This window comes from Pseudarthrobacter sp. CC4 (assembly GCF_048957775.1).
Classification (GTDB): domain Bacteria; phylum Actinomycetota; class Actinomycetes; order Actinomycetales; family Micrococcaceae; genus Arthrobacter.
The window spans coordinates 203,318-226,201 of the sequence record NZ_JARCCZ010000001.1 but is presented as its reverse complement, the minus strand read 5'-3'; the positions used below and the strand labels follow the sequence as shown (position 1 = coordinate 226,201).

The following is a 22,884-nucleotide window of genomic DNA, read 5'->3' as shown; positions in this document are numbered from 1 at the left end:
GCTGTTCAGGCTTAATTGCTAGGCTTCCCTGGCGATCGCTTCCTTGGTGGAGGTGGTTTCGTCGGGCTGGAGAGGGGTGCTGGGGCCGCCGCCGGACGGACGGCCGCCCCTCATCAGCAGGCCAATGATGGACTTCTTGCCCTGGCTCTTGTTGTAGACGTCGAAAGCGACGGCGATCAGGAGCACCAGCCCCTTGATGATCTGGGTGAGGTCCGCGCCGACGCCGAGCAGCTGGAGGCCGTTGTTCAGTACAGCCATGACCAAGCCACCAATGATGGAGCCGACGACGGTGCCCACGCCGCCCGTCACCGCGGCGCCGCCGATGAAAACGGCGGCGATCGCGTCAAGTTCCCAGCCGACGCCGTCGAACGGTCCTGAAGCGGTGGAGCGCCCCACGAAGATCATGCCGGCCAGTCCCGCGAGGATGGACATGTTCATCATGACCAGGAAGTTGACCTTCTTGGACTGAACACCTGAGAGCTCGGCAGCATGCCGGTTGCCACCCACGGCATAGACATGGCGGCCCAGGATGGTGCGGGAGGAGATGAAGCCGTACAGCAGTACCAGTACGGCCAGGATCAGGCCCGGGATGGGGAACGAAGTGCCGGGACGGCCCGTGGCGAACAGGTACGTGGCGTAGAGGATGGCGCCGCAGATCAGGACCAGCTTGAGGGCCATGACCCACATTTCGGGTACTTCGGCGCCGAGTGCCTTGGCCCGGGCCCGGGAGCGGAGCTCGCCCCACACCACGAATGCGACGGCGGCGATGCCCAGCAGCAGGGTGAGGTTGTTGTAGCCGAAGTTGGGGCCCACCTCGGGGAGGTAGCCGGAGCCGAGGTACTGGAAATCGGCGGGGACCGGAATGGTGTTGGACTTGCCCACAAACTGGTTGAAGCCGCGGAACAGGAGCATGCCTGCCAGGGTCACGATGAAGGCCGGAATGCCCACGTAGGCGGTCCACCAGCCTTGCCAGGCGCCGATCACCGCGCCCAGTACCAGGCCAAGCAGCACGCCGGCGTACCAGGGGATGCCCCAGTCGCGGATGGCCAGGGCTACGGTGACGCCGACAAACGCAGCCACGGAGCCCACCGAAAGATCGATGTGGCCGGCGATGATCACCAGGACCATGCCGATGGCCAGGATCAGGATGTAGGAGTTGCCGTTGAAGAGGTTGATGACGTTGCCGGGGGTGAGGGTCCGGCCTTCGGTGGCGATCTGGAAGAAGACGATCAGTGCCACCAGGGCGAAGATCATGCCGAATTGACGGGTGTTTCCGCCAAACAGCTTTTTGAGGGCGTTCATGGTGTCAGTCCTTGTGTCCGGAAGGTTCTGGGATGATCCAGGGGATCAGGCGGCTTTACGGGCGGAGGTCATCAGTTTCATCAGGCTTTCCTGGCTGGCCTCGTCTTTGTTCAGGACACCTGTGATGGCGCCTTCGAAAATGGTGTAGATGCGGTCTGACAGGCCAAGGAGTTCCGGGAGTTCCGAGGAGATCACGATGACTCCCTTGCCCTGGTTGGCCAGCTGCTGGATGATGCCGTAGATCTCGTACTTGGCGCCAACGTCGATTCCGCGGGTGGGTTCGTCCAGGATCAGGAGGTCGGGGTCGGTGAACATCCACTTGGCGAGGACCACCTTCTGCTGGTTGCCGCCGGAAAGTTTCGCGACTCCTTCCTCCACCGACGGAGTCTTGGTGCGCAGCGACTTGCGGTACTGCTCCGCCACGGTGAATTCCTGGTTCGGGTCCACTACGAAATTACGGCTGATCTTGCGAAGGTTGGCCGACACGGTGGTGGTCTTGATGTCGTCCAGCAGGTTCAGTCCCAGCGACTTGCGGTCTTCGGTGACGTAGCCCAGCCCGGCATCGATGGCCTGCCGGACGGACTTAAGGGTGATTTCCTTTCCGTCCTTGTAGATGTGGCCGCTGATGAAGCGGCCGTAGGAACGGCCGAAAACGGAGCGGGCGAGTTCGGTGCGGCCCGCGCCCATCAGGCCGGCGAACCCCACGATCTCGCCGCGGCGGACGAAGAAGCTTGAGTTCTTGCAGACCAGCCGGTCCTGCACATTGGGATGTGCAACGGTCCAGTCCTTGACCTCGAAGAACACGTCGCCGATTTTGGGCGTGTGGTCCGGGAACCGGGATTCGAGCGCGCGGCCCACCATGCCCTTGATGATGCGGTCCTCGTCCACGCCGTCGGCCTTCACGTTCAGCGTTTCGATGGACTTGCCGTCACGGATGATGGTGATTTCATCGGCGATCTGCTCGATCTCGTTGAGCTTGTGGGAAATGATGATGCTGGTGATGCCCTTGGCTTTCAGGCCCAGCATCAGGTCCAGCAGGTGCTGGGAATCAGACTCGTTCAAAGCGGCCGTGGGTTCGTCCAGGATGAGGATCTTCACGGACTTGTTCAGGGCCTTGGCGATTTCCACCAGCTGCTGCTTGCCTACGCCGATTTCCTTGATGGGCGTTTCCGGGTCCTCCCGCAGGCCCACGCGGGCCAGCAGGTCAAGGGAACGCAGCCGCGCTTCTGCCCAGTCGATGACGCCGCGCTTGGTGGGCTCGTTGCCCAGGAAGATGTTCTCCATAATGGACAGTTCGGGAATCAGCGCGAGTTCCTGGTGGATGATCACGATGCCGGCATGTTCGCTGGCCCGGATGTCCCGGAACTGCTGCACCTGGCCCTGGTAGACGATGTCGCCGTCGTAGCTGCCGTACGGGTAGACGCCGGAGAGGACCTTCATCAGGGTGGATTTGCCGGCGCCGTTTTCGCCGCAGATGGCGTGGATTTCCCCGGCCTTCACGCGCAGGCTCACGTTGTCCAACGCTTTAACGCCGGGGAATTCCTTGGTGATGGACCGCATCTCAAGGATGATCGGTTCCGTTTGCGTGGTCTGGGACGTCATGAACCCTAACCCTCCAATGCAATGACTTCTTTGTCCGGCCGGCAAAGCGCAGGGCCGTCTGATCCAAAAGTAAACTGGATCACTGCTGTTGTCGTCAAGTCTTTAACGCAAACCGGGCATAACGAAACGGTCTACGTCTTGCGGATTCCGGCATGCTGGAACACCAGGGCGGCTGCCCCGAGCGCTTCCGCCCGGTCCCCCAGGGAGGACATGGCAAGGGTTGTGGTCTCGCCGATGACAGGCACCGCGTGCCTGATGAGACCCCGCCTGATCGGGTCCAGGAGAATGTCGCCGAGGCCTGCCAGCGGGCCTCCCACCACTATCACTTCCGGGTTGATCAGGTTGGCCACGTTGCCCAGGGCGCGGCCTACGGCGAGGCCTGCATCGTCGATCACCCGGAGCGTGGCGGAGTCCCGTGCCAGGGCCTTGCGAACGATGTCCGCGGGCGTCAGCGGCCGGTCTTCGCCGCGGCTGAGGAGTTCGATCATGGTTGTGGTGGAGGCGATGGTCTCCAGGCATCCGCGGTTGCCGCAGCGGCACACCAATCCCTGTTCGTGGATGGTGGCGTGGCCAATTTCACCGGTGATTCCCACGTTCCCGTAGTAGGGGGCGCCGTTGAGGATAAGTCCGGCACCGATGCCGGATCCGATCTTGAGGAAGAGCAGGTTGCTGACCCCCGAATGGTGCCCCCAGGTCACCTCTGACCAGGCACCAAGATTGGCGTCGTTGTCAACAAAAACCGGGATTTTTAGCGTTTCTTCAAGGTATTGGAGGATGTTGATGCCCACCCATTCCGGCAGGATGGCCCCCTGCGCCACCGTCCCGGTGCGCCGGTCGATGGGACCGGGAATTCCGACGCCGGCACCCACCACGGCCGTGCGTTCGACACCGCTTTCCCGCAGCAGTTTCTCCAACAGGGCCATTGCCGCCTGAACCCCTTCTTCGGCCTGGTGGCCAAGGGGAAGCATCACGGATTCCTCCGCGATCACGTGGTAACTGAGCGAGGCCAGGACCACGCGGAGGTGCCGTCGCCCGAAGTCGATGCCTACGGCCACGGCACCGTTGCTGTTCAGCCGGACGTTCAGTGCGCGGCGGCCGGAACTGGTGGTGGGTTCCGCCGATGCCAGGCCGGAATCCAGCATGATCTTGACGATGTTGGAAACCGTCGCCGTGGAGAGGCCTGTCTGCCGGGCAAGTTCGGCCTGCGTGGCGGGGCCGACCATCAGGGTTTCAATGATCCGTTGTTGGTTCAGCTGCCGCAGGGCGGATTGGGAGCCGGGATTCTTGGGCTTGCTCCTCGTTGAGCGCGGGATTGCGGACATGCTAAGAAGATTGCCCTATCCCCAGTCTTGTAGTCAAGAAGTTAACGCATCGGATGGATTTGATCCCTTTATGGACGGGTAAGTCAATCCGCCCTCCGATGGGTGCTGGAGGGTGCAAACAGTCCTGGGGGCACGGCTGAGGCCTCGCTACTCTGGACAGAGGGCCCCACCCGGAGGCCCCGGATATGGAAGGTGGGCCAGTGCTGCTGGCAGTTCTGCAGGCTAACTCCAAGGTCCTCGACATTGAGGCCAACTGCCGCACTATCGCCGCTGCCGCCCGGGATGCGGCTGCCCGTGGGGCGGCAGTCCTGGTCACCCCTGAGCTCTTCCCCGTGGGCTATGCCCCGCGCCGGGTGCGCGCGGAACTGGAGCCTTCCCTCCTGCCGGCGCTCCAGGAACGGCTGGCCGGGATCGCACGCGACAACGGCATCGCACTGGTCTACAGCCTTCCCCGCCTCTCCGGGCAGGGGGACTGGCAGATCAGCGCCACCCTTGTGGACGCAAGGGGCAAGAACCTGCTCAGCTATGGCAAGGTGCACCTGTTCGGCCCCGACGAGCGGGCGGCCTTCAGTCCCGCCGGGGAACGGCCCGGTGTGGTGGATTTCAACGGGATCCCCACCTCGATGGTGATCTGCTACGACGTCGAATTTCCGGAGTCCGTGCGGGCCGCGGCCGTGGGCGGGGCGGAGCTGCTGCTGGTCCCCACCGCGCTGGCGCACGGCTTCGACGACGTCCCGCAGGTCCTGCTCCGTGCGCGGGCGCTCGAGAGCCAGCTGACCATCGCCTACGCCAACCACTCCGGGGAGGAGGACGGGTGCAGGTTCCTCGGCGGCAGCGTTGTTGCAGGGCCCGACGGCGGGCTGCTGGCGGAGGCAGGCGGGGAGCCGCAGCTTCTTTACGCCGAGGTGGATCCTGGCGCCGCCGCCCGTGAGCGCCGGGCCGTTCCGTACCTGGATGAGCGCCGCCCGGACGTCTACCGGTCCTGGGGCCTCTGAACCGGGCCCACAGCTACGCGCTGTCCCGCACCGGGCCGTCCGGTGCAGCGTCCTCCGCGTACTGCAGCGCGATCCACAGCTCGGCCCTGGCCTGGGCCTGCCCCAGATCCATGCCCAGCAGCTCCGCCACGGCATTGATCTGGCGGCGCACGCTGTTCCGGTGCAGCCCAAGGTCCTTGGCGGTGGCGTCCCAGCTTCCGTGGGCGGCCAGCCAGGACCGAAGGAGCCGTAGCTGCGAGGCCCGGCGTTCGGCGTCGAGCTCCAGGACGGGCGCGAGAATGCGCGCGGCCAGCAGGACGCCCGCATCGCTGCCCAGCAGGCCGGTAACGGACCACGTCAGCTCCTCTTCCCTGAGGCTCCTTCCTGCCGCCGCCACGCGCGGGCGCAGGGCGCTGGCCCTCCGGTACGCGTCAGCGAGGCCTGGCAGCCCCGTGGGTTCACCCACCACCAGCCGCCAGCCCAGCTGTTCCACCTCGGACAGCAGTGGCTCGTCCACTTTGAGCCGCGTCACGGCCGTGAACCCATAATCGGTGAGCTCCACCATTTTGGTGTCGAACAGCCTGCGCCATTGGAGCAGCTCCCGCACCGGCCCGTCGGCTGCAGGGGCGGCAGCGGCCTGTGCCCGGACCCCCTGGACCACCCGGACCTGGCCTTGCCTGGTTCCCGAGACGCTTTGGGCCAGCAAGTCCTGAAGGCTGCCCAGCCCGCGGCTGTTGCCGTCAGACAGGCTCTCCGGGTGGAGGAGCAGGGCTGTGGCCAGCTGGCTGGGGGCCAGGGAGCCGCTGGTCCGCTGCCGCACGAGCAACTCCAGCAGGCCCACCACGGAGGACACCACATTGTTCTGCGCCGGGGTGAGCGGCCTGCCCGTGCCCAGCACCAGGCTGCCTAGCGTGGCGTCCCTGGTGCTCCGGAGCGGGTGGCCGAACACCAAGGTAGATCCTTCGGACGTTTCCAGTGTTTCCGTCTCCACGCGGGGGCCGCTGCCGCTGAGGAGCCGCTTGAGCAGCGGCTGCAGCTGGGAGAGCCCGACGGCGGCCCCCGCCCGGGCGCGCACCCTCCCGTCCGTGCCCACAAGGACGGCCCATACGGGAACACGCTGGATCAGCGCCGCCAGCAGCTCGTGTTCCGGCCGGGCGGAAAGGACCGCCCTCATGAGGTGCCGGTTGGTCTCCGCCAACTGGCGGAACACCTGCGCGTTGCCGGATTCGAGGAGCTTGGAAAACTCAAGGCCCAGGGCGGCGAAGGGAACGGTGGCCGGGACCTCCACGAGGGTGAGCCCGTGCTGCCGGCAGGCCGCCACCACGTGGGCGGGTACGGCGTCGTAGTACGGCTCCAGGCCGAAGCCCAGGGCCGCAACCCCGGCAGCCACGAGCCTCCGGACGTACTCATCCGCCCTCGCGGGGCCGCTGCCGCCGCCGTCACGGAAGGGCAGGCCGGCCGTGAGGACGAATTCGCCGTCGAGCAGGTACGGCGTGGGGTCCTCCAGTTCGCTGGGTTCCACCCAGCGCAGCGGTGCCTGCCAGTTGCCGGCGTCGTTCAGCACCACCACTTCGCGCGGCAGGGCTGCCAGGAACCGTTCCAGCGTTACGGCGTCCAGCTGGTCCGGGCGGTCACTGGCGGATGGTGCATTGCGTCTCATGAATGAAGACTATAGGTCACTTTGCACATCGTTGAGATGCTCCTCACAACCCTACGCTGGGGGAGGGGAAACCAGTTCAACCATTCACCGACACGAACGGACGTCAACGATGACTGTGCCTACACTCTCCGGTCACGCACCGGCCGGCAGCAGCGGAACAAGCGGCCGCCCGACCCTGGCCGCGCAACTGCTGCGCCGCAAACCCATCGCCCAGATGGTCAGCGAGGCGGCAAGCAACGACGGCGGCCCCCGCATGGTCCGCAGTTTCGGGGTGCTTCAGCTGACCATGATCTCCGTGGGCGCAACCCTTGGCACCGGCATCCTGGTGATCCTGGGCGAATCCGTTCCGCTGGCCGGGCCCGCCATCTGGATTTCCTTCGCGATCGCCGGCCTGGCAGCGCTGCTGTCCGCTGTTTCGTATGCCGAGATGGCAGGGATGGTCCCGGTGGCAGGCTCCAGCTACTCCTATACCTACGCCACCATGGGCGAGGGGATGGCGTGGATCTGCGGCTGGTGCCTGGTGCTGGAGTACGCGGTGTCCGTCGCCGCAGTCGCCGTGGGCGCGGGGCAGTATGTGAATGAAGCGCTGGCGGTGTTCGGTTCCGTCCTCCCGGACGCGGTGTCCCAGCCGCCCGGGGACGGCGGCCTGGTCAACGTCCCGGCCATGGTCATCGTGGTGCTCGCAACGATCCTCCTGGTCCGCGGCGCGAAGGAGAGCGCCTGGATCAACACGTCCATCGTGGTGGTGAAGGTGGGCATCCTGCTGTTCTTCTGCGTCGTAGCCTTCACTGCGTTCAACGCCGGAAACTTCGAGCCGCTGCTGCCGATGGGCGCAGCCGGCGTCTCAGCCGCCGCCTCCCGGGTGTTCTTCTCCTACATCGGGTTCGATGCCGCCTCCACCGCAGGCGAAGAAGCCCGCGACCCCAAGCGCGACCTGCCCCGCGCCATCATGCTCTCCATGCTGATCGTCACCACCATCTACGTCCTGGTTGCGGTTGCCGCCATCGGCGCCCGGCCGTGGGGCTGGTTCGACGGGACCGAGGCCGCCCTGGTGAAGATCCTTGAGGAAACCACAGGCCAGCCATGGATTGCCCTGGTCTTCGCGGTGGGCGCCGTCCTGGCCATTGCCAGCATCGTCCTCACCGTGCTGTACGGGCAGACGCGCATCCTGCTGTCGATGGCCCGCGACGGCCTCATTCCGAAAATCTTCGGCCGCGTTTCCCGCCGCACCGGCACCCCCGTTGCCGGCACGCTCCTGGTGGGCATCGCCGTCGCGCTCACTGCCGGCCTTGTGCCGCTCGGCGCGCTCGCGGACGCCACCAGCATCGGCACCCTGTTCGCCTTCGCACTGGTGAACGTCGCCGTCGTCTACCTCCGCCGTACCCGGCCGGAGCTGGAGCGGACCTTCCGCGTGCCGCTCTTCCCGCTCACGCCCATCCTCGGGGCCGCCATGTGCGCCTACCTGATGGCCAACCTCGGCGCGGACACCTGGGTGGTCTTTGCCCTCTGGATGCTGGTGGGCGCTGCCGCCTACTTCGGCTACGGCCGGCGGAACTCGCGGCTGGCGGCCCTCAGCAACGAGGAATACCGTGGACTTGCCGGACCGCAACTTTCACCACAGCCCACCCCCGAACCGTCAAAGGCAGAACTTCCATGACCACCGCCACCGAACTGCCGGCCTCAGATCCGTCCAGCACCACGGCCACCCGGGCCGCCGGCCCTACGGCAGACGGCGCCGCCGCCGGCCCCATCACCATGCTGAACCCGGACTTTCCGTTCAGCTACGACCATTACCTGGCCCACCCGGACGGCCTGGGCTCTGTTCCACCTGAACAGCTGGGGACCGAGGTGGCCGTCATCGGGGCGGGCCTGTCCGGCCTGGTCGCCGCCTACGAGCTCATGAAGCTCGGACTGCGGCCGGTGGTCTATGAAGCGGACCAGATCGGCGGGCGCCTCCGCACCGCCTCATTCCCCGCGGCGCCCGGAGTGGTGGCGGACCTCGGCGGCATGCGGTTCCCGGAATCCGGCAAGGCGTTCTACCACTACGTGGGCCTGCTGGGGCTGGACACCCAGGAGTTCCCCAACCCGCTGTCCCCGGCCACGTCCAGCACCGTGATTGAGCTGGCCGGCAAGAAGCACTATGCGGAAAAGCCCGGCGACATGCCGCCGTTCTTCAGGGAAGTGGCGGACGCCTGGAAGGCCGCGGTCAACGACGGCGCCAAGTTCGTCGAGATGCAGGAAGCCATCCGAGCCCGCGACACGGCCCGGATCAAGGAACTCTGGAACGGCCTGCTGCCGCTGATGGACGAGCAGACCTTCTACGGCTTCATCGCGGCCAGCGAGTCCTTCAAGGAGGCGGGCTTCGCACACCGGGAGGCCTTCGGCCAGGTGGGTTTCGGCACCGGCGGATGGGACACCGACTTCCCGAACTCCATCCTGGAGATCCTCCGCGTGGTCTACACCGACGCGGACGACCAGCACCGCCTCATCAGCGGCGGAGCGCAGAGGCTGCCCGAGGCACTGTGGCAGCACGCGCCGTCGGGCATGGTGCACTGGCCGGACGGAACGTCCCTGGCCTCCCTGCACTCCGGTTCGCCCCGCGGCGCAGTCGGCCGGATCAGCCGCGACGCCGACGGCAACCTGCGGATCCGCGAACGGTGGGGCCGCGAAGCCACCTACCCCGCAGTGGTGGCCACATGCCAGTCCTGGCTGCTGTCCACGCGCATCCACACCGAGGAGGCGCTGTTCCCCGCCGAACTGTGGACAGCGATCGAACGCTCGCACTACATGCAGTCCTCCAAGACGTTCGTCATGGTGGACCGGCCGTTCTGGAAGGACATCGACCCGGACACCGGCAACGAGGTCTTGTCCATGACGCTGACCGACCGGCTCAACCGCGCCACCTACCTGTTGGACAACGGCCCGGACAAGCCCGCCGTCATCCTGCTCTCCTACACGTGGAACGACGACGCACTGAAGTGGCTGGCGCTGGACGCTGACGAACGCGTGGAACTGATGCTGCACTCGCTCGAGCAGATCTACCCGGGCGTGGACATTGCCGGCCACATCGTGGGCCAGCCCATTACGGTGTCCTGGGAGGCCGACCCCAACTTCATGGGCGCCTTCAAGGCAAACCTGCCCGGCCATTACCGGTACCAGCAGCGGCTGTTCACCCACTTCAAGCAGGACGCGCTGCCGGCCTCCCAGCGCGGGATCTTCCTGGCCGGCGACGACGTCTCCTTCACCGCCGGCTGGGCGGAAGGCGCCGTGACCACCGGCCTTAACGCCGTGTGGGGCGTGGTGAACCACCTGGGCGGCTCGTCAGCGCCGGGCAACCCGGGTCCGGGCGAGCTGCTGGACGCGATCGGGCCGATCAGCCTCGATTAGGCGTGCAGCTCCCGGTGGGCCCGGGCCAGTTCAACGTAGCGTGCGGCGTTGGCCCGGACGCCGTCGTACTCTTCGTCGGTGAGTTCCCGGCGGACCTTTCCCGGAACGCCCGCCACGAGCGAGCGGGGCGGGACAACGGTGCCTTCGAGCACCACGGCGCCGGCCGCTACCAGCGAGCCGGCGCCGATCACTGCGCCGTTGAGCACTGTTGCGCCCATGCCGATCAGGCAGTCGTCCTCCACAGTGCAGCCATGGACGACGGCGGCGTGCCCCACGCTGACGCGTTCGCCCACCGTGCAGGGGAAGCCTGGGTCCGCGTGCAGCACCACATTGTCCTGCAGGTTGCTGCCCTCGCCGACGGTGATGACGGCGGTGTCAGCCCGCACGGAGACACCGTAAAAGGCGCTGGAATCCCGGGCGAGGGTGGCGTTGCCGATGATCGACGCCGTGGGTGCGACAAAGGCGGAATCGTGGACAGCCGGGGTGTTTCCGGCGAAAGGGTAAAGAGGAGCCATGCGCCAAGCCTAGGACACCTACGCCCCACCCCAACCAGGTAGCGCCAAGTGTCGTTTTGAAACCTCAAAACGACACTTGGCGCTACCTGGTTGGGTTCGGGGTTACCTGCGGTGAGGGGTGCGCAGGACCAGGAACTGGTAGTGCTGCGTCCAGTGCCCGGCGCCGGGGCCGGACTCGGCTCCTGTTCCCTCCGGCCACGTGACAAAGTCCTCGACCCTGCCGTGGCGGCCAAAGACTTCCCGGACCGTGGCGTCGCTGCGGCGGCTGAAAAAGCGGGGCTCGCCGTCGTCGTCCTCCGGATTCAGCACCTCTTCATCCTCACCGGACCAGAGGCCGACGGCGATCGGGGCGCCGGGCGCGGCGACCCGCACCAGCTCGGCCAGGACGGCATCGATCTCGCTGGCGGGAATGTGCAGCAGCGTGCTCATGGTCCACAGGGCAGGGAAGGCGCCGCTGGGGAACGGCAGGGCCCGGACGCTGGCCACCGAGACGTCAAGGCCCCGCGCCCTGGCCCGGCGGACCTGCCCTTCGGCGAGGTCCACGCCCGTGTAGTGGATGCCGGCCTCAACGAACTTCAGGCCGTCGAGCCCGGTCCCGGTCCCCACTTCCAGGACGGAATGCCGCCCTTCGGACTTCAGCAGGGCAATAAAGCGGTCGCGTTGCTCCACACGGCTATGCGACGGCGGATAGTCAGCCCCGGAGGCTGCACGGCGGTTGTAGAAGTCGGCGAGGCGCCGCTCGGCATCCGTAGTGGCTGGATCCATCCCGCCTTCCCGCCTTCTTTAAGACGGCCGTCAGTTAAAGACGACGGTCCGGTTGCCGTCCAGGAGCACGCGGTGCTCTGCGTGCCACTGCACCGCCTGGACCAGGGTGCGGCCTTCCACGTCCCTGCCCATCTGCACGAACTGTTCCGGCGTCCGCGCGTGGTCCACCCGGATGACTTCCTGCTCGATGATGGGACCCTCGTCCAGCGCCGCTGTCACGTAGTGGGCGGTGGCGCCGATGAGCTTCACACCGCGGGCATGCGCCTGGTGGTAGGGCTTGGCACCCTTGAAGGACGGCAGGAAGGAGTGGTGGATGTTGATGGCCTTGCCGGTCAGCTCCGTGCAGAGCTCATCGGAGAGGATCTGCATGTAACGGGCCAGGACGGTCAGCTCGATGTCGTGCTCGGCCATGATGGCGCGGAGTTTGTCCTCCGCCTGGGCCTTGGTGTCCGGGGTGACCGGGATGTAGTGGAACGGGATGCCGTAGAACTCAGCGAGCCCGGCAAGGTCCTGGTGGTTGGAGACGATGGCGGGGATCTCGATGGGCAGCGTCCCGGAGCGCTGCTGGAACAGGAGGTCGTTGAGGCAGTGGGCAGAGGTACTGGCCATGACCAGGGTGCGCACTTTCTGGCCCACGGTGTTGAGGCTCCACTGCATCCCGAACGCCTCGGCCACCGGCTCAAGGGCAGCGCGCAGCTCGGACTTGGCCGCCGCCGTCGTTACCTCTACCCGCATGAAGAAGTTGCCCGTGGCCGGGCTGCCGTACTGCTGCGAATCCGTAATATTGCAGCCCGCCACCAGCAGGGCGCCGGCCACCGCGTGGACAATTCCGGGACGGTCCGGGCAGGACAGGGTAACTACGTAGGCTTGGTTCAACTGCTCTTCACTCACGCGTACAAGCCTACCCGCGCTGCGGCGCCCGGGTTTGGTACCCTGAGAGGGTCGCAACTGGCGTTGGGTGGCTAACCACCAGGGAGCGGCAATCACGAAGACCACGGATCGTACGCCTGGGCCGAGGGTCATGTCTTGCCGGATTTGGGGCTGCACCTGCGTCAGTACTGCAGCACCATGCCCGCAGCTTCCAGCGCGCTGTCATCAGTGCGGTGTGAAGGTGCGCCAGCCGGTAGCCTGACCTTAGCAGTGCCCGTACGCCTAGCCAGGAGTTCTTTCGTGACTACAGCCACCTCCACTACCGCCGTCAGCAACCAGCCGCTGGCCGAGCTCGACCCCGAAATCGCAGCAGTCCTTGACCAGGAGCTCGGCCGCCAGCGCGGCACCCTGGAAATGATCGCCTCCGAGAACTTCGCCCCCCGCGCCGTCATGGAAGCCCAGGGCTCCGTCCTCACGAACAAGTATGCCGAGGGCTACCCGGGCCGCCGCTACTACGGCGGCTGCGAATACGTGGACATTGCCGAGCAGCTGGCCATCGACAGGGTCAAGGCCCTGTTCGGCGCCGAGTACGCAAACGTCCAGCCGCACTCAGGCGCCCAGGCCAACGCCGCGGCCCTGTCCGCCATGATCACTCCCGGCGACAAGATCCTGGGCCTGTCCCTGGCGCACGGCGGCCACCTGACCCACGGCATGAAGCTGAACTTCTCCGGCAAGCTGTACAAAGTTGCTGCCTACCAGGTTGAGGAAGGCAACTTCCGCATCGACATGGACAAGCTCCGCGAACAGGCCATCGCCGAGAAGCCGCAGGTCATCATCGCCGGCTGGTCCGCCTACCCGCGCCACCTGGACTTCGCTGCTTTCCGCTCCATCGCCGACGAGGTCGGGGCCCTTCTCTGGACCGACATGGCCCACTTCGCCGGCCTGGTTGCCGCCGGACTGCACCCGAGCCCGGTTCCGCACTCCGACGTCGTCACCTCCACAGTGCACAAGACCCTCGCCGGGCCGCGCTCCGGCGTGATCCTGGCCAAGCAGGAGTGGGCCAAGAAGCTCAACTCCAGCGTCTTCCCGGGCCAGCAGGGCGGCCCGCTGATGCACGTGATCGCAGCCAAGGCCGTGGCCTTCAAGATCGCCGGCACCGAGGAATTCAAGGAGCGCCAGGAGCGCGTCCTGGAAGGCGCCAGGATCATCGCCGACCGCCTCAACCAGGCGGACGTCGCCGACGCCGGCGTCTCCGTCCTGACCGGCGGCACTGACGTGCACCTGGTCCTTGTCGACCTCCGCAACTCCCAGCTGGACGGACAGCAGGCCGAAGACCTCCTGCACTCGGTGGGCATCACCGTGAACCGCAACGCCGTTCCGTTCGACCCCCGCCCCCCGATGGTCACCTCCGGCCTGCGCATCGGCACCCCGGCACTGGCCACCCGCGGCTTCGGCGCAGCCGAGTTCACCGAGGTTGCCGAGATCATCGCCACCGCCCTGAAGGCCGGCACCGGTGCCGACGTCGAGTCCCTGCAGGCGCGCGTGGACAAGCTGGCCGCCGACTTCCCGCTGTACCCGCAGCACGAGCAGTGGTGACCCATGACTGAAACCACCCAGACCGCAAAGGTCCTTGACGGCAAGCTTGCCGCCGCCGCCATCAAGGCCGAGCTGGCCGAACGCGTGGCCGCACTCAAGGCCAAGGGCGTAACGCCCGGCATCGCAACCGTCCTCGTGGGAGCGGATCCGGCCTCGCAGCTGTACGTGTCCATGAAGCACAAACAGTCCGCGGAAATCGGGATGAACTCGATCCAGCGCGAGCTGCCGGCCGATGCCACCCAGGAGCAGGTCGAGGCCCTCATTGACGAACTCAATGCGGACCCCGCCTGCCACGGATACATCGTCCAGCTGCCGCTGCCCAAGCACCTGGACACCGATGCGATCCTGGAGCGCATCGACCCCGCCAAGGATGCCGACGGCCTGCACCCCACCAACCTTGGCAAGCTGGTGCTCAACGTCAACGGGGAGATCACCTCGCCGCTGCCGTGCACGCCCCGCGGCGTGATCGAGCTCCTGGAGCGCAACGGCTACAGCCTCAAAGGCAAGCATGTTGTGGTGGTGGGCCGCGGCGTCACCATCGGCCGCTCGATCGGGCTGCTCCTCACCCGGCGCGCCGTCAATGCCACGGTGACGCTGACGCACACGGGAACCGAGAACCTCCCGGAACTGCTGCGGCAGGCGGACGTCATTGTGGGCGCGGCCGGTGCCAAGCACATCGTCAAGGCCTCCGACGTGAAGCCCGGCGCGGCCGTGCTGGACGTGGGCGTCACCCGGGAAACCGATCCCGAGACCGGCAAGAGCCGGGTTTACGGCGATATCGACCCCGCCGTGGCTGAGGTGGCCGGCTGGATTTCACCGAACCCCGGAGGCGTCGGTCCCATGACCGTGGCGCTGCTGATGACGAACGTGGTGGAAGCCGCGGAACGCCAGGTGGCACAGAAGAGCGGCCCGGGAAGCGCCTAGCACCAGGCCAAAACAGCAAAGCACGACGGCGGCACGGCACCTTTCACATGAAAGCGGCCGTGCCGCCGTCGGACTTTTAAGCGCAGAAGTGGCAGTCCCCTTCCACCTGCGCCGCAGCTCTACTAGTCTGCGGAGGGTGCACAACAAAGCCGCCGTGCCGCCGGGCGCAGCAGTCGGCCCTGCCCAGCCTGCCGCCGGGCCGCGAAGCGAAGACCACCGTACGGTCATTACGGCAGAGAACCTGACCAAGACCTACGGCGACGTGGCCGCCGTGGACGGAATCTCCTTCAGCGTCGCGGCGGGGGAGTCCTTTGGCCTGCTGGGCCCGAACGGTGCCGGCAAATCCACCACCATGAAAATGATCGGCGGCGTCACCCGGCGCACCTCCGGAAACCTCCGCATCCTGGGCCTCGACCCGGACTCGCACGGGCCCGAAGTGCGGGCGCACCTGGGCGTGGTGCCGCAGCAGGACAACCTGGATGAGGAGCTCCGGGTCCGGGACAACCTCCTGGTCTACGGGCGCTACTTCGGCCTGCCCATGAGTTACCTGAAGCCGAAGGCCGACGAACTGCTGGAATTCGCGCAGCTGACGGACAAGGCGAAATCCAAAGTGGACGCGCTGTCCGGCGGCATGAAGCGGCGGCTGACCATCGCGCGTTCGTTGATCAACGAACCCCGGATCCTTTTGCTGGACGAGCCCACCACCGGCCTGGATCCGCAGGCCCGGCACATCCTCTGGGACCGCCTGTTCCGGCTCAAGGAACAGGGCGTCACCCTTATCCTGACAACCCACTACATGGACGAGGCCGAGCAGCTTTGCGACCGGCTGATCGTGGTGGACAAGGGCAGGATCATGGCTGAGGGATCGCCCGCGCAGCTGATCCGCGAGCACTCCACCCGCGAGGTGGTTGAGCTGCGGTTCGGATCCGAGCGGAACACCACGATCACCTCGGAGCTGCAGGGCATCGGGGAGCGGCTGGAGGTCCTCCCGGACCGGGTGCTGATTTACGCGCACGACGGCGAGTCCACCCTTGAGCAGGTGGCGTCCCGCGGCCTGCGGCCGCTGACATCGCTGGTGCGGAGGTCCTCGCTGGAGGACGTGTTCCTGCGGTTGACGGGCAGAAGCCTCGTTGACTGACGGCACGGCAAGGGAGGCGTTGCGGGCCCACAGCCCGGACATTGCGGCTGCCAGGGCGCGGCGGTGGGGCGCGTTCTATTACGCAGAGCAGGTGCTGCGGGTGATGAAGGGCTACGGCTGGTCCATCATCATGTACAGCGTGGGCCACCCGGTGGCGTACCTGTTTGCCATGGGCGTGGGCCTGGCCACCCTTGTAGACGCGCAGGGCGCGGAAGCCTTCGGGGGAGTGGGCTACGTGACCTTTGTGGCCCCGGCGCTGCTGGTGTCCGCGTCCGTGATGACGGCCACCAACGAGTTCACGTTCCCCGTGATGGACGGGTTCAAATGGCGCCGCACCTACTACGGGCCGCACGCCTCGCCGCTGACTCCCCAGCAGATTGCGGCGGGCCACATCATGGCGGTGACCCTGCGCCTCCTGCTGCAGTCCGCCGTCTACTTCGCCGCTGTTGTCCTCTTCGGTGCCGCGCCCGGCGGCTGGGGCTGGGCCACCATCCTGGTGGCAACGCTCGCGGGCCTTTCCTTTGGCCTGCCGCTGATGGCCTACTCGGCCTCCATCACCGAGGACAAGGGCCAGTTTGCGCTGGTGATGCGGTTTATCGTGATGCCGCTCTTCCTGTTCTCCGGGACCTTCTTTCCGCTGGACAGCCTTCCCCTGGCGGTGCGCTGGGTGGGCTGGATCTCGCCCATCTGGCATGGCACCGAACTGGGACGGGTGTTCAGCTACGGGTACCAGCAGCCGCCGCTGCTCACCGTCCTCCACGCGGTGGTGCTCGTGGCCCTGGCGGTGCTGGGCTGGTTCCTGACCCGGCGGCAGTTCGCGGCAAGGATGGGCAAGTGAGCGCCGGGCTGCCAGTGAAAAGCGCGCCGGACCAGGCCCGCAGCAGGACGTTCGGGCCGCTGTATTCGCGCAACGCCAGGGCCGTCATTTCGCGCGGCCTGCTGGCCACCCGGAGCACAAACTGGCTGGTGATGCTCTCCGGGTTCTTCGAGCCGGTCCTGTTCCTCATCTCCATGGGGGTGGGGCTCGGCGCAATCGTGGGCTCCGTCCAGGGCCCAGGCGGCGGGGAGATCAGCTACGCCGCATACATTGCCCCGGCCCTGCTGGCAGTCTCGGCGATGAACGGCGCGGTCTACGACTCCACCTGGAACGTGTTCTTCAAAATGAACTTCGCGAAGCTGTACCAGGGCATGCTGTACACCTCGCTGGGGCCGCTGGACGTTGCCCTCGGGGAGATCTTCCTGGCGCTCCTGCGCGGCCTGCTCTACGCCATGGGTTTCACGGCGGTGATGGGGGTCATGGGATTGATCACCACACCCTGGGCGCTCCTGATGGTGCCTGCCTCCGTGCTGATCGCCTTCGGCTTCGCGAGCATCGGGATGGGGATCACCAGTTTCCTGAAGACCTTCCAGCAGATGGACTGGGTCAACTTCGTGATGCTGCCCATGTTCCTGTTCAGCGCCACCTTCTACCCGCTGAGCGTCTACCCGCAGCCCATCCAGTGGCTCATCCAGGCCATGCCGCTCTGGCACGGCGTCGAACTGCTGCGCCAGATCAGCGTGGGCGCCTTCACCGCTGCCACCCCCGTCCACATCGGCTACTACCTGGTGATGACCGCCGTCGGCATGCTGCTCACCACGGTCCGCCTGCGCCAGCTCTTCCTGAAGTAGCCCCCCAACTAGGTAGCGCTAAGTGTCGTTTTGGGGGTTCAAAACGACACTTGGCGCTACCTAGTTGGGAGGGAGGGGCGCTGTTCGCCGGAGGTGGAAGGCGGCAGGAGCACACCCGGGGGTTTGAGAGAATGGGTGCATGCAATCTCTGGGCAGCTCCAAGTCATCCTCCAAACCCGCCAGGGGCGGATTCTCCATGTTCCGCATCAGCGGCCCGGGACTGATGGTCCTGGTCACCGCGTTCGTTGTGGCCGTGATCTTCGCCGCCAACCAGAACGACGTCGTGGGCTGGGTTGTTGCGGTCATCGCAGCCTTCTGGCTCGCGCTGGCCTGCTTTGTGGTGTTCAGCATCCAGAAGGCGGCAAAGAGGGCCGGCGCCAAGCTCAGCGAAGCCCAGAACGCGTTCACGTCCGCTGCAGGGCGCGGCCCCTACGCCGCAGCAGACCAGGGTGGAACCCGGGTTGTTGCCGAGCGCAGCCAGGCTGAGGAGGTCCGCGACCTCAAGCTGGACCACTCATTCAAGATTGTCCAGGTCCAGGTCCGCGTGGTGGAGGAGGAGCGCGCCAAGGGTGCCGCCGCCAACCAGGACACCATCCACCGGGCACTCGAAACCATTGAGATCACGGCCACCAACGCCAGGGACATGATCAAGTCCTCGGGCGGCAGTGGAGAGCCGGTCACCGGAACCATCATCGACTAGAGTGGAGCGGGTGAGCTCGGCATTGAACAAGGACCACCTTCGCATCGCATCCGTCAACGTCAACGGCCTCCGGGCTGCCTTCAAGAACGGCATGGCGGCATGGCTGGAGCCGCGCGGGGTGGACATCCTCTGCCTGCAGGAAGTCCGCGCCCCTGACGCCATCGTGCGCCAGCTGCTGGGCGAAGGCTGGCACATCCTGCACGCCGAGGCTGAGGCCAAGGGCCGGGCCGGCGTCGCTATCGCATCGCGTGAGGAGCCGCTGGAAACCCGCAACGGCATCGGTGACGACTACTTCGCCACCGCCGGGCGCTGGGTTGAGGCCGACTTCCGCTTACGGGATGCGGCGGGAGAACCCGTGCAGCTCACCGTGGCCAGTGCCTACGTCCACTCCGGCGAGGTGGGCACGGCGAAGCAGGATGACAAATTCAGGTTCCTGGAGGTCATGAGCACCAGGCTCCCGGAACTGACCAAGCACAGCGACCACGCCCTGGTGGTGGGTGACCTTAACGTGGCCCACACGCCGCTGGACATCCGCAACTCAAAAGCCAACGTCAAGAGGGCGGGCCACCTGCCGGAAGAACGCGCGTACTTTGACAGGTTCTTCGGCGAGGAAATCGGCTGGCATGACGTGCACCGCACCCTGGCTGGATCGGTTGACGGGCCATACACCTGGTGGTCGCAGCGCGGCAAGGCCTTTGACAATGACACCGGCTGGCGCATCGACTACCACCTGGCCACCCCGGCGCTGGCCGCCTCCGCGATCTCAGCGGTGGTGGACCGTGCGGCGTCGTGGGATACCCGCTTCTCCGACCATGCCCCGCTGGTAGTGGATTACCAGCTCTAAGCCCCGAAGGTTTCCTCCCACATGACTACCCCAACTTCGCCAGCCGCAAAGAAGCGCATCCTCTCCGGTGCCAAGCCCACGGCAGACTCCCTGCACCTGGGCAACTACATCGGCGCCGTCCGCAACTGGGTGGACATGCAGGCTGAGTACGACGCCGTCTTCTTCATCCCGGACCTGCACGCCATCACCGTGGACTTCGATCCGGCCGAGCTGGCCAAGCGCACCCGGATCGTTGCCGCGCAGTACATCGCAGCGGGCATCGATCCGGACAAGAGCATCTTTTTCGTCCAGTCCCACGTGCCCGAACATGCGCAGCTGGCCTGGGCATTGAACTGCATCACCGGTTTCGGCGAAGCCTCGCGCATGACCCAGTTCAAGGACAAGACCCAGAAGTCCGGCGCCGACGCCGCCACCCTGGGGCTGTTTGCCTATCCCACCCTCATGGCTGCGGACATCCTGCTGTACCAGACGGACCTGGTGCCGGTAGGCGAGGACCAGCGGCAGCACCTGGAGCTCACCCGGAACCTGGCGCAGCGCTTCAATACCCGCTTTGGTCCCACCTTCACCGTTCCCGAGGCGACCATCGTCAAGGAAAGCGCCAAGATCTACGACCTGCAGAACCCCAGCGCCAAGATGTCCAAGACCGGGGAATCACCTAACGGGATCATCCAGCTCCTGGAGGACCCGAAGATCGCGGCCAAGCGCATCAAGTCGGCAGTGACGGATGCCGGAACTGAAATCCGGTTTGACCCGGAGGAGAAACCCGGCGTCTCCAACCTGCTCACTATTTACTCTTCCTTGACCGGAAAAACGGTGGCCGAGCTCGAAGCCGAGTACCAGGGCAAGATGTACGGCCATCTTAAAGTGGACCTTGCGGAGGTAATGGTGGACTTCATCACGCCCCTGCGGAACCGCACCAACGAGCTGATGGCGGATCCGGCCGAGCTGGACCGGCTGCTCGCACACGGGGCAGAGCGCGCCCGGGAAATTGCCTCAGTGACCCTCGCCCAGGTGTACGAGCGCATGGGTTTCCTTCCGTCCCTCAGCCTCGCCGGAGTCCACTAGCGCTATGTCCTCCAGCAAAGTCACCGCTAGGGAAGGCACCCGTTCCCCCCGCCGGACGGCGGGGACAGCAGCCAACCCCCACGGAGACCCAGCAGATCGTCGCGTTGCGCCGCATGGCCGCCCATCCCGGACGGAGGACATCAGCGTCGGCGTCATCCTTGGCTTTCCGGCCGACATCGCGGCGGAGCTGCAGCGTTGGCGGGCGTCCTTCGGTGATCCCCTCGCGGACGTGGTTCCGGCCCACATCACCCTGGTGACCACTACCCCTACGAAGGATTGGGAGGCCACCCGCGAGCACGTGCGGGACGTCGCCCGCCGGCAGCGGCCCTTCACCGTCACCATCGCGGGAACGGGAACTTTCCGTCCGGTCTCGCCGGTGGTGTTCATCAACGTTGAGGACGGCTTCGAAGACTGCGTCGACCTGCACGAAAAGCTCCAGCAGGGTCCCCTGCACCGCGAGTTGCCGTTTGCCTACCACCCGCACGTCACCATCGCCCATGATGTGGCCCCGGAAAGCCTCGACGAAGCCGAAACGGTGCTGCGGAACTACAGAGCCACCTTCCCCGTGGTTAGCATGGGACTTTACGAGCACGATGCCAACGGCATCTGGCAGCTACGGGAAGAGCTGGACTTTGGGACCCAAACTGACAACGACGGCGGCGCCTGACTCACGGACCCCGTTGCGGCACCAGGCGAGGCAGCCCGAACGGCAGCCCCTTCCCACAGACCACGACCACCTGAAGCTCGCGGTCATCCAGAAGCAGATGGCGTGGAACAAGGCACGGAGGGCCGGCAACGGGCCCCTGGCAGGCCTGATGGCCATGGTCCAGTGGCTTCTGGCCCGCCTTAACGCCCTTCGTCCCATGCGTGCCTTCCGGCACTACACACTTCAGCACGGCCCGCTGATGAGCGCCGGCATCGGCTTCAACATGTTCTTCTCCATCACCGGCCTCCTCACCACCGGCTTCTCCATTGCCGGCCTGGTCCTGCGCGGACAGCCGGCACTCCTGGACACGATCATCAGCAGCGTCGCCCAAAGCGCGCCGGGACTCTTGAAGCTAAACGGGGGCAATGGCCTGGTTGCCCCCCAGGACCTGCTGAACCCGGACGGTCTCGGCTGGACGGCGCTGATCGGTGCCGTGGTCACGGTCATCACGTCCCTGGGCTGGATCGCCGGCCTTCGGGACGGGCTGCGCGGCGTGCTGGAGCTGCCACCGCTGCTGGTCAACCCCATACTCATGAAACTCCGGGATGCAGGCACGTTGCTGCTACTGGGCGTGGCCCTGGTGATCAGCGCCGGAGCTTCCCTGGTGTTTGGAACCGCCGCCGGCTGGGTTTCCGACTTCCTGCGGCTCGATGATGCTGTTGCCGGTCCGCTGACCACGTCGATCAAGATCGCTGTCCCGCTGGTCCTGAACTGGGCTACCGCGCTCATCATGTTCCGGCTCGCGGGGAGCCTGAAGCTGGAGCGCCGGGCCCTGCTGGAAGGCACCATCCTGGCGGCACTGGGCACCACCACATTGCAGATCTTCAGCACCGAACTGCTGGCCGGGGCAGGGCGCAATCCCATCCTGGCGCCGTTCGCGATCATCATCGGCCTGCTGATCTGGTTCAACCTGGTGAGCCAGGTCTATCTGGTCTCAGCCGGCTGGGCCGCGATTCGGGAGGCGGACCTGCACGGCACCTCCGCCGGCCATGACAAGGGCACGTGGGGTGCCCGCCAGGTGCAGCCAGGGAAGGTGCCCGTGCATCCTGATGCGGGCTTCCCGGCTACTGCCCGGCGTCGAGGTACTGGTCGGCCCAGGCAGCAATGATGCGCGCGGCCCTGGCTGCCTGGCCTTTGCCGGTCAGCAGGTGGTCGCTGCCTTCGAGCGACACGAAGTTCCTTGGATGCCGGGCCGTCTGGAAGATGGTGCTGGCATTTTCGATTCCCACGGTGTTGTCCGTGGGGGAGTGGAGCACCATCAGCGGCTTGTGAAGCTGTTTGATGCAGTCCGTCAGGTCGGCATTCTCCAGGTCTTCCACGAAGTGCTTGCGGATCTCCACCCGCTTTCCGCCGAGGTCCACTTCGGCGCTGCCTTCACTCAGGATCTTGTCCAAAGCCGCGTCGAAGACATGTGCCACGTGCTTCGGTGAAAACGGCGCACCCACGGTAGCGACGGCGTCGAGCTCTGGAATTTCCCGGGCCGCCGCCAGGACCGCGGCGCCGCCGAAGGAATGGCCCACCAACAGGGAAATCGGCTTCCCTTCGCTGCGCATGAACTCCGCGGCCTTCACAGTGTCCGCCACCTTGTGGCTGAAGGAGCCGGCGGACCATTCTCCCGCGGAGCCGCCCAGGCCAAGGTTGTCGAACCGGAGCATGCCAACCCCGCTGTCCGCCAGTGCCTTGCACATCCGGGACGCGGACGGGCTGTCCTTTCCCAGCGTGAAACCGTGGGAGAACACTCCCCAGCCCTTGACGGGCCCCTCCGGAACGTCGATGATTCCCGAGAGCATCTCGCCGGTTGAGCCTTCAAAGCTTACTTTTTCGGAGCGGGACACCGCGTCCCCTT

21 protein-coding genes are annotated in these 22,884 nt (G+C 66.1%); 13 read left to right on the top strand and 8 right to left on the bottom strand.

Features of this window, described 5'->3' with window-relative positions:
* Positions 1-18: 18 nt before the first annotated feature.
* The 3 genes from mmsB to PV768_RS00920 form a co-directional block, all read right to left on the bottom strand.
* Complete coding sequence (mmsB, locus tag PV768_RS00930; RefSeq protein ID WP_157238771.1) at positions 19-1,302, bottom strand: multiple monosaccharide ABC transporter permease; 1,284 nt, start codon at positions 1,300-1,302, stop codon at positions 19-21.
* A 45-nt stretch (positions 1,303-1,347) separates the two neighbouring features.
* The gene (mmsA, locus tag PV768_RS00925) at positions 1,348-2,904 is read right to left on the bottom strand and encodes a multiple monosaccharide ABC transporter ATP-binding protein (protein WP_157238770.1); all 1,557 of its coding nucleotides are present in this window, start codon (positions 2,902-2,904) and stop codon (positions 1,348-1,350) included.
* Positions 2,905-3,035: 131 nt separating this feature from the next.
* A complete protein-coding gene (locus PV768_RS00920) occupies positions 3,036-4,226 on the bottom strand; it encodes an ROK family transcriptional regulator (protein ID WP_157238769.1) in 1,191 nt (396 codons plus the stop codon).
* Positions 4,227-4,426: 200 nt separating this feature from the next.
* On the opposite strand from PV768_RS00920, the gene PV768_RS00915 reads away from it, so the two are divergent.
* On the top strand, positions 4,427-5,221 hold the full coding sequence (locus PV768_RS00915) for a carbon-nitrogen hydrolase family protein (protein WP_421091980.1): 795 nt from the start codon (positions 4,427-4,429) through the stop codon (positions 5,219-5,221).
* Between the two features lie 13 nt (positions 5,222-5,234).
* On the opposite strand, the gene PV768_RS00910 is transcribed toward PV768_RS00915, so the two are convergent.
* Positions 5,235-6,860 carry a PucR family transcriptional regulator gene (locus PV768_RS00910; protein WP_421091979.1) on the bottom strand — a complete coding sequence of 542 codons (1,626 nt, stop codon included), beginning with the start codon at positions 6,858-6,860 and terminating at the stop codon, positions 5,235-5,237.
* Between the two features lie 109 nt (positions 6,861-6,969).
* On the opposite strand from PV768_RS00910, the gene PV768_RS00905 reads away from it, so the two are divergent.
* Together PV768_RS00905 and PV768_RS00900 are read left to right on the top strand one after the other, a co-directional pair.
* A complete protein-coding gene (locus PV768_RS00905) occupies positions 6,970-8,517 on the top strand; it encodes an amino acid permease (protein ID WP_421091978.1) in 1,548 nt (515 codons plus the stop codon).
* Entirely contained in the window at positions 8,514-10,247 is a 1,734-nt protein-coding gene (locus tag PV768_RS00900) for an FAD-dependent oxidoreductase (protein WP_421091977.1), read from the top strand. Before PV768_RS00905 ends, PV768_RS00900 begins: the two co-directional genes overlap by 4 nt.
* Here the strand turns inward: PV768_RS00900 and PV768_RS00895 are convergent.
* From PV768_RS00895 to purU, 3 genes are all read right to left on the bottom strand, one after another.
* Positions 10,244-10,762: a gamma carbonic anhydrase family protein gene (locus tag PV768_RS00895; protein WP_157238765.1), complete on the bottom strand. Its 519-nt coding sequence runs from the start codon at positions 10,760-10,762 to the stop codon at positions 10,244-10,246. The genes PV768_RS00900 and PV768_RS00895 overlap by 4 nt on opposite strands.
* 102 nt (positions 10,763-10,864) lie before the next feature.
* Positions 10,865-11,527 carry a class I SAM-dependent methyltransferase gene (locus PV768_RS00890; protein WP_157238764.1) on the bottom strand — a complete coding sequence of 221 codons (663 nt, stop codon included), beginning with the start codon at positions 11,525-11,527 and terminating at the stop codon, positions 10,865-10,867.
* A gap of 30 nt (positions 11,528-11,557) precedes the next feature.
* A complete protein-coding gene (gene purU, locus PV768_RS00885; RefSeq protein ID WP_321215700.1) occupies positions 11,558-12,418 on the bottom strand; it encodes a formyltetrahydrofolate deformylase in 861 nt (286 codons plus the stop codon).
* 279 nt (positions 12,419-12,697) lie between these two features.
* On the opposite strand from purU, the gene glyA reads away from it, so the two are divergent.
* The 10 genes from glyA to PV768_RS00835 all read left to right on the top strand — a co-directional run bounded on the left by glyA (position 12,698) and on the right by PV768_RS00835 (position 22,146).
* Complete coding sequence (glyA, locus tag PV768_RS00880) at positions 12,698-13,993, top strand: serine hydroxymethyltransferase (protein WP_421091976.1); 1,296 nt, start codon at positions 12,698-12,700, stop codon at positions 13,991-13,993.
* Positions 13,994-13,996: 3 nt separating this feature from the next.
* Positions 13,997-14,917, top strand: coding sequence for a bifunctional methylenetetrahydrofolate dehydrogenase/methenyltetrahydrofolate cyclohydrolase (locus tag PV768_RS00875; RefSeq protein ID WP_157238763.1), 921 nt, complete (start codon positions 13,997-13,999; stop codon positions 14,915-14,917).
* 136 nt (positions 14,918-15,053) lie between these two features.
* On the top strand, positions 15,054-16,055 hold the full coding sequence (locus tag PV768_RS00870) for an ABC transporter ATP-binding protein (protein ID WP_421091975.1): 1,002 nt from the start codon (positions 15,054-15,056) through the stop codon (positions 16,053-16,055).
* Complete coding sequence (locus tag PV768_RS00865) at positions 16,048-16,893, top strand: ABC transporter permease (RefSeq protein WP_321215702.1); 846 nt, start codon at positions 16,048-16,050, stop codon at positions 16,891-16,893. The genes PV768_RS00870 and PV768_RS00865 overlap by 8 nt, the downstream gene beginning before the upstream one ends.
* Positions 16,890-17,723, top strand: a complete 834-nt coding sequence (locus PV768_RS00860) for an ABC transporter permease (RefSeq protein ID WP_421091974.1) — start codon at positions 16,890-16,892, stop codon at positions 17,721-17,723. Before PV768_RS00865 ends, PV768_RS00860 begins: the two co-directional genes overlap by 4 nt.
* A 139-nt stretch (positions 17,724-17,862) precedes the next feature.
* Positions 17,863-18,423, top strand: a complete 561-nt coding sequence (locus PV768_RS00855; RefSeq protein WP_157238761.1) for a hypothetical protein — start codon at positions 17,863-17,865, stop codon at positions 18,421-18,423.
* Positions 18,424-18,433: 10 nt separating this feature from the next.
* Positions 18,434-19,267 carry an exodeoxyribonuclease III gene (locus tag PV768_RS00850; RefSeq protein ID WP_421091973.1) on the top strand — a complete coding sequence of 278 codons (834 nt, stop codon included), beginning with the start codon at positions 18,434-18,436 and terminating at the stop codon, positions 19,265-19,267.
* Positions 19,268-19,288: 21 nt separating this feature from the next.
* Positions 19,289-20,332: a tryptophan--tRNA ligase gene (gene trpS, locus PV768_RS00845; RefSeq protein ID WP_157238760.1), complete on the top strand. Its 1,044-nt coding sequence runs from the start codon at positions 19,289-19,291 to the stop codon at positions 20,330-20,332.
* Positions 20,333-20,336: 4 nt separating this feature from the next.
* The gene (locus PV768_RS00840) at positions 20,337-20,999 is read left to right on the top strand and encodes a 2'-5' RNA ligase family protein (protein ID WP_421091972.1); all 663 of its coding nucleotides are present in this window, start codon (positions 20,337-20,339) and stop codon (positions 20,997-20,999) included.
* A 97-nt stretch (positions 21,000-21,096) separates the two neighbouring features.
* Positions 21,097-22,146, top strand: coding sequence for a YihY/virulence factor BrkB family protein (locus PV768_RS00835; protein WP_421092017.1), 1,050 nt, complete (start codon positions 21,097-21,099; stop codon positions 22,144-22,146).
* On the opposite strand, the gene PV768_RS00830 is transcribed toward PV768_RS00835, so the two are convergent.
* Positions 22,103-22,873, bottom strand: coding sequence for an alpha/beta hydrolase family protein (locus tag PV768_RS00830; RefSeq protein WP_321215705.1), 771 nt, complete (start codon positions 22,871-22,873; stop codon positions 22,103-22,105). The two genes, PV768_RS00835 and PV768_RS00830, sit on opposite strands and share 44 nt — an antisense overlap.
* Positions 22,874-22,884: the final 11 nt, after the last annotated feature.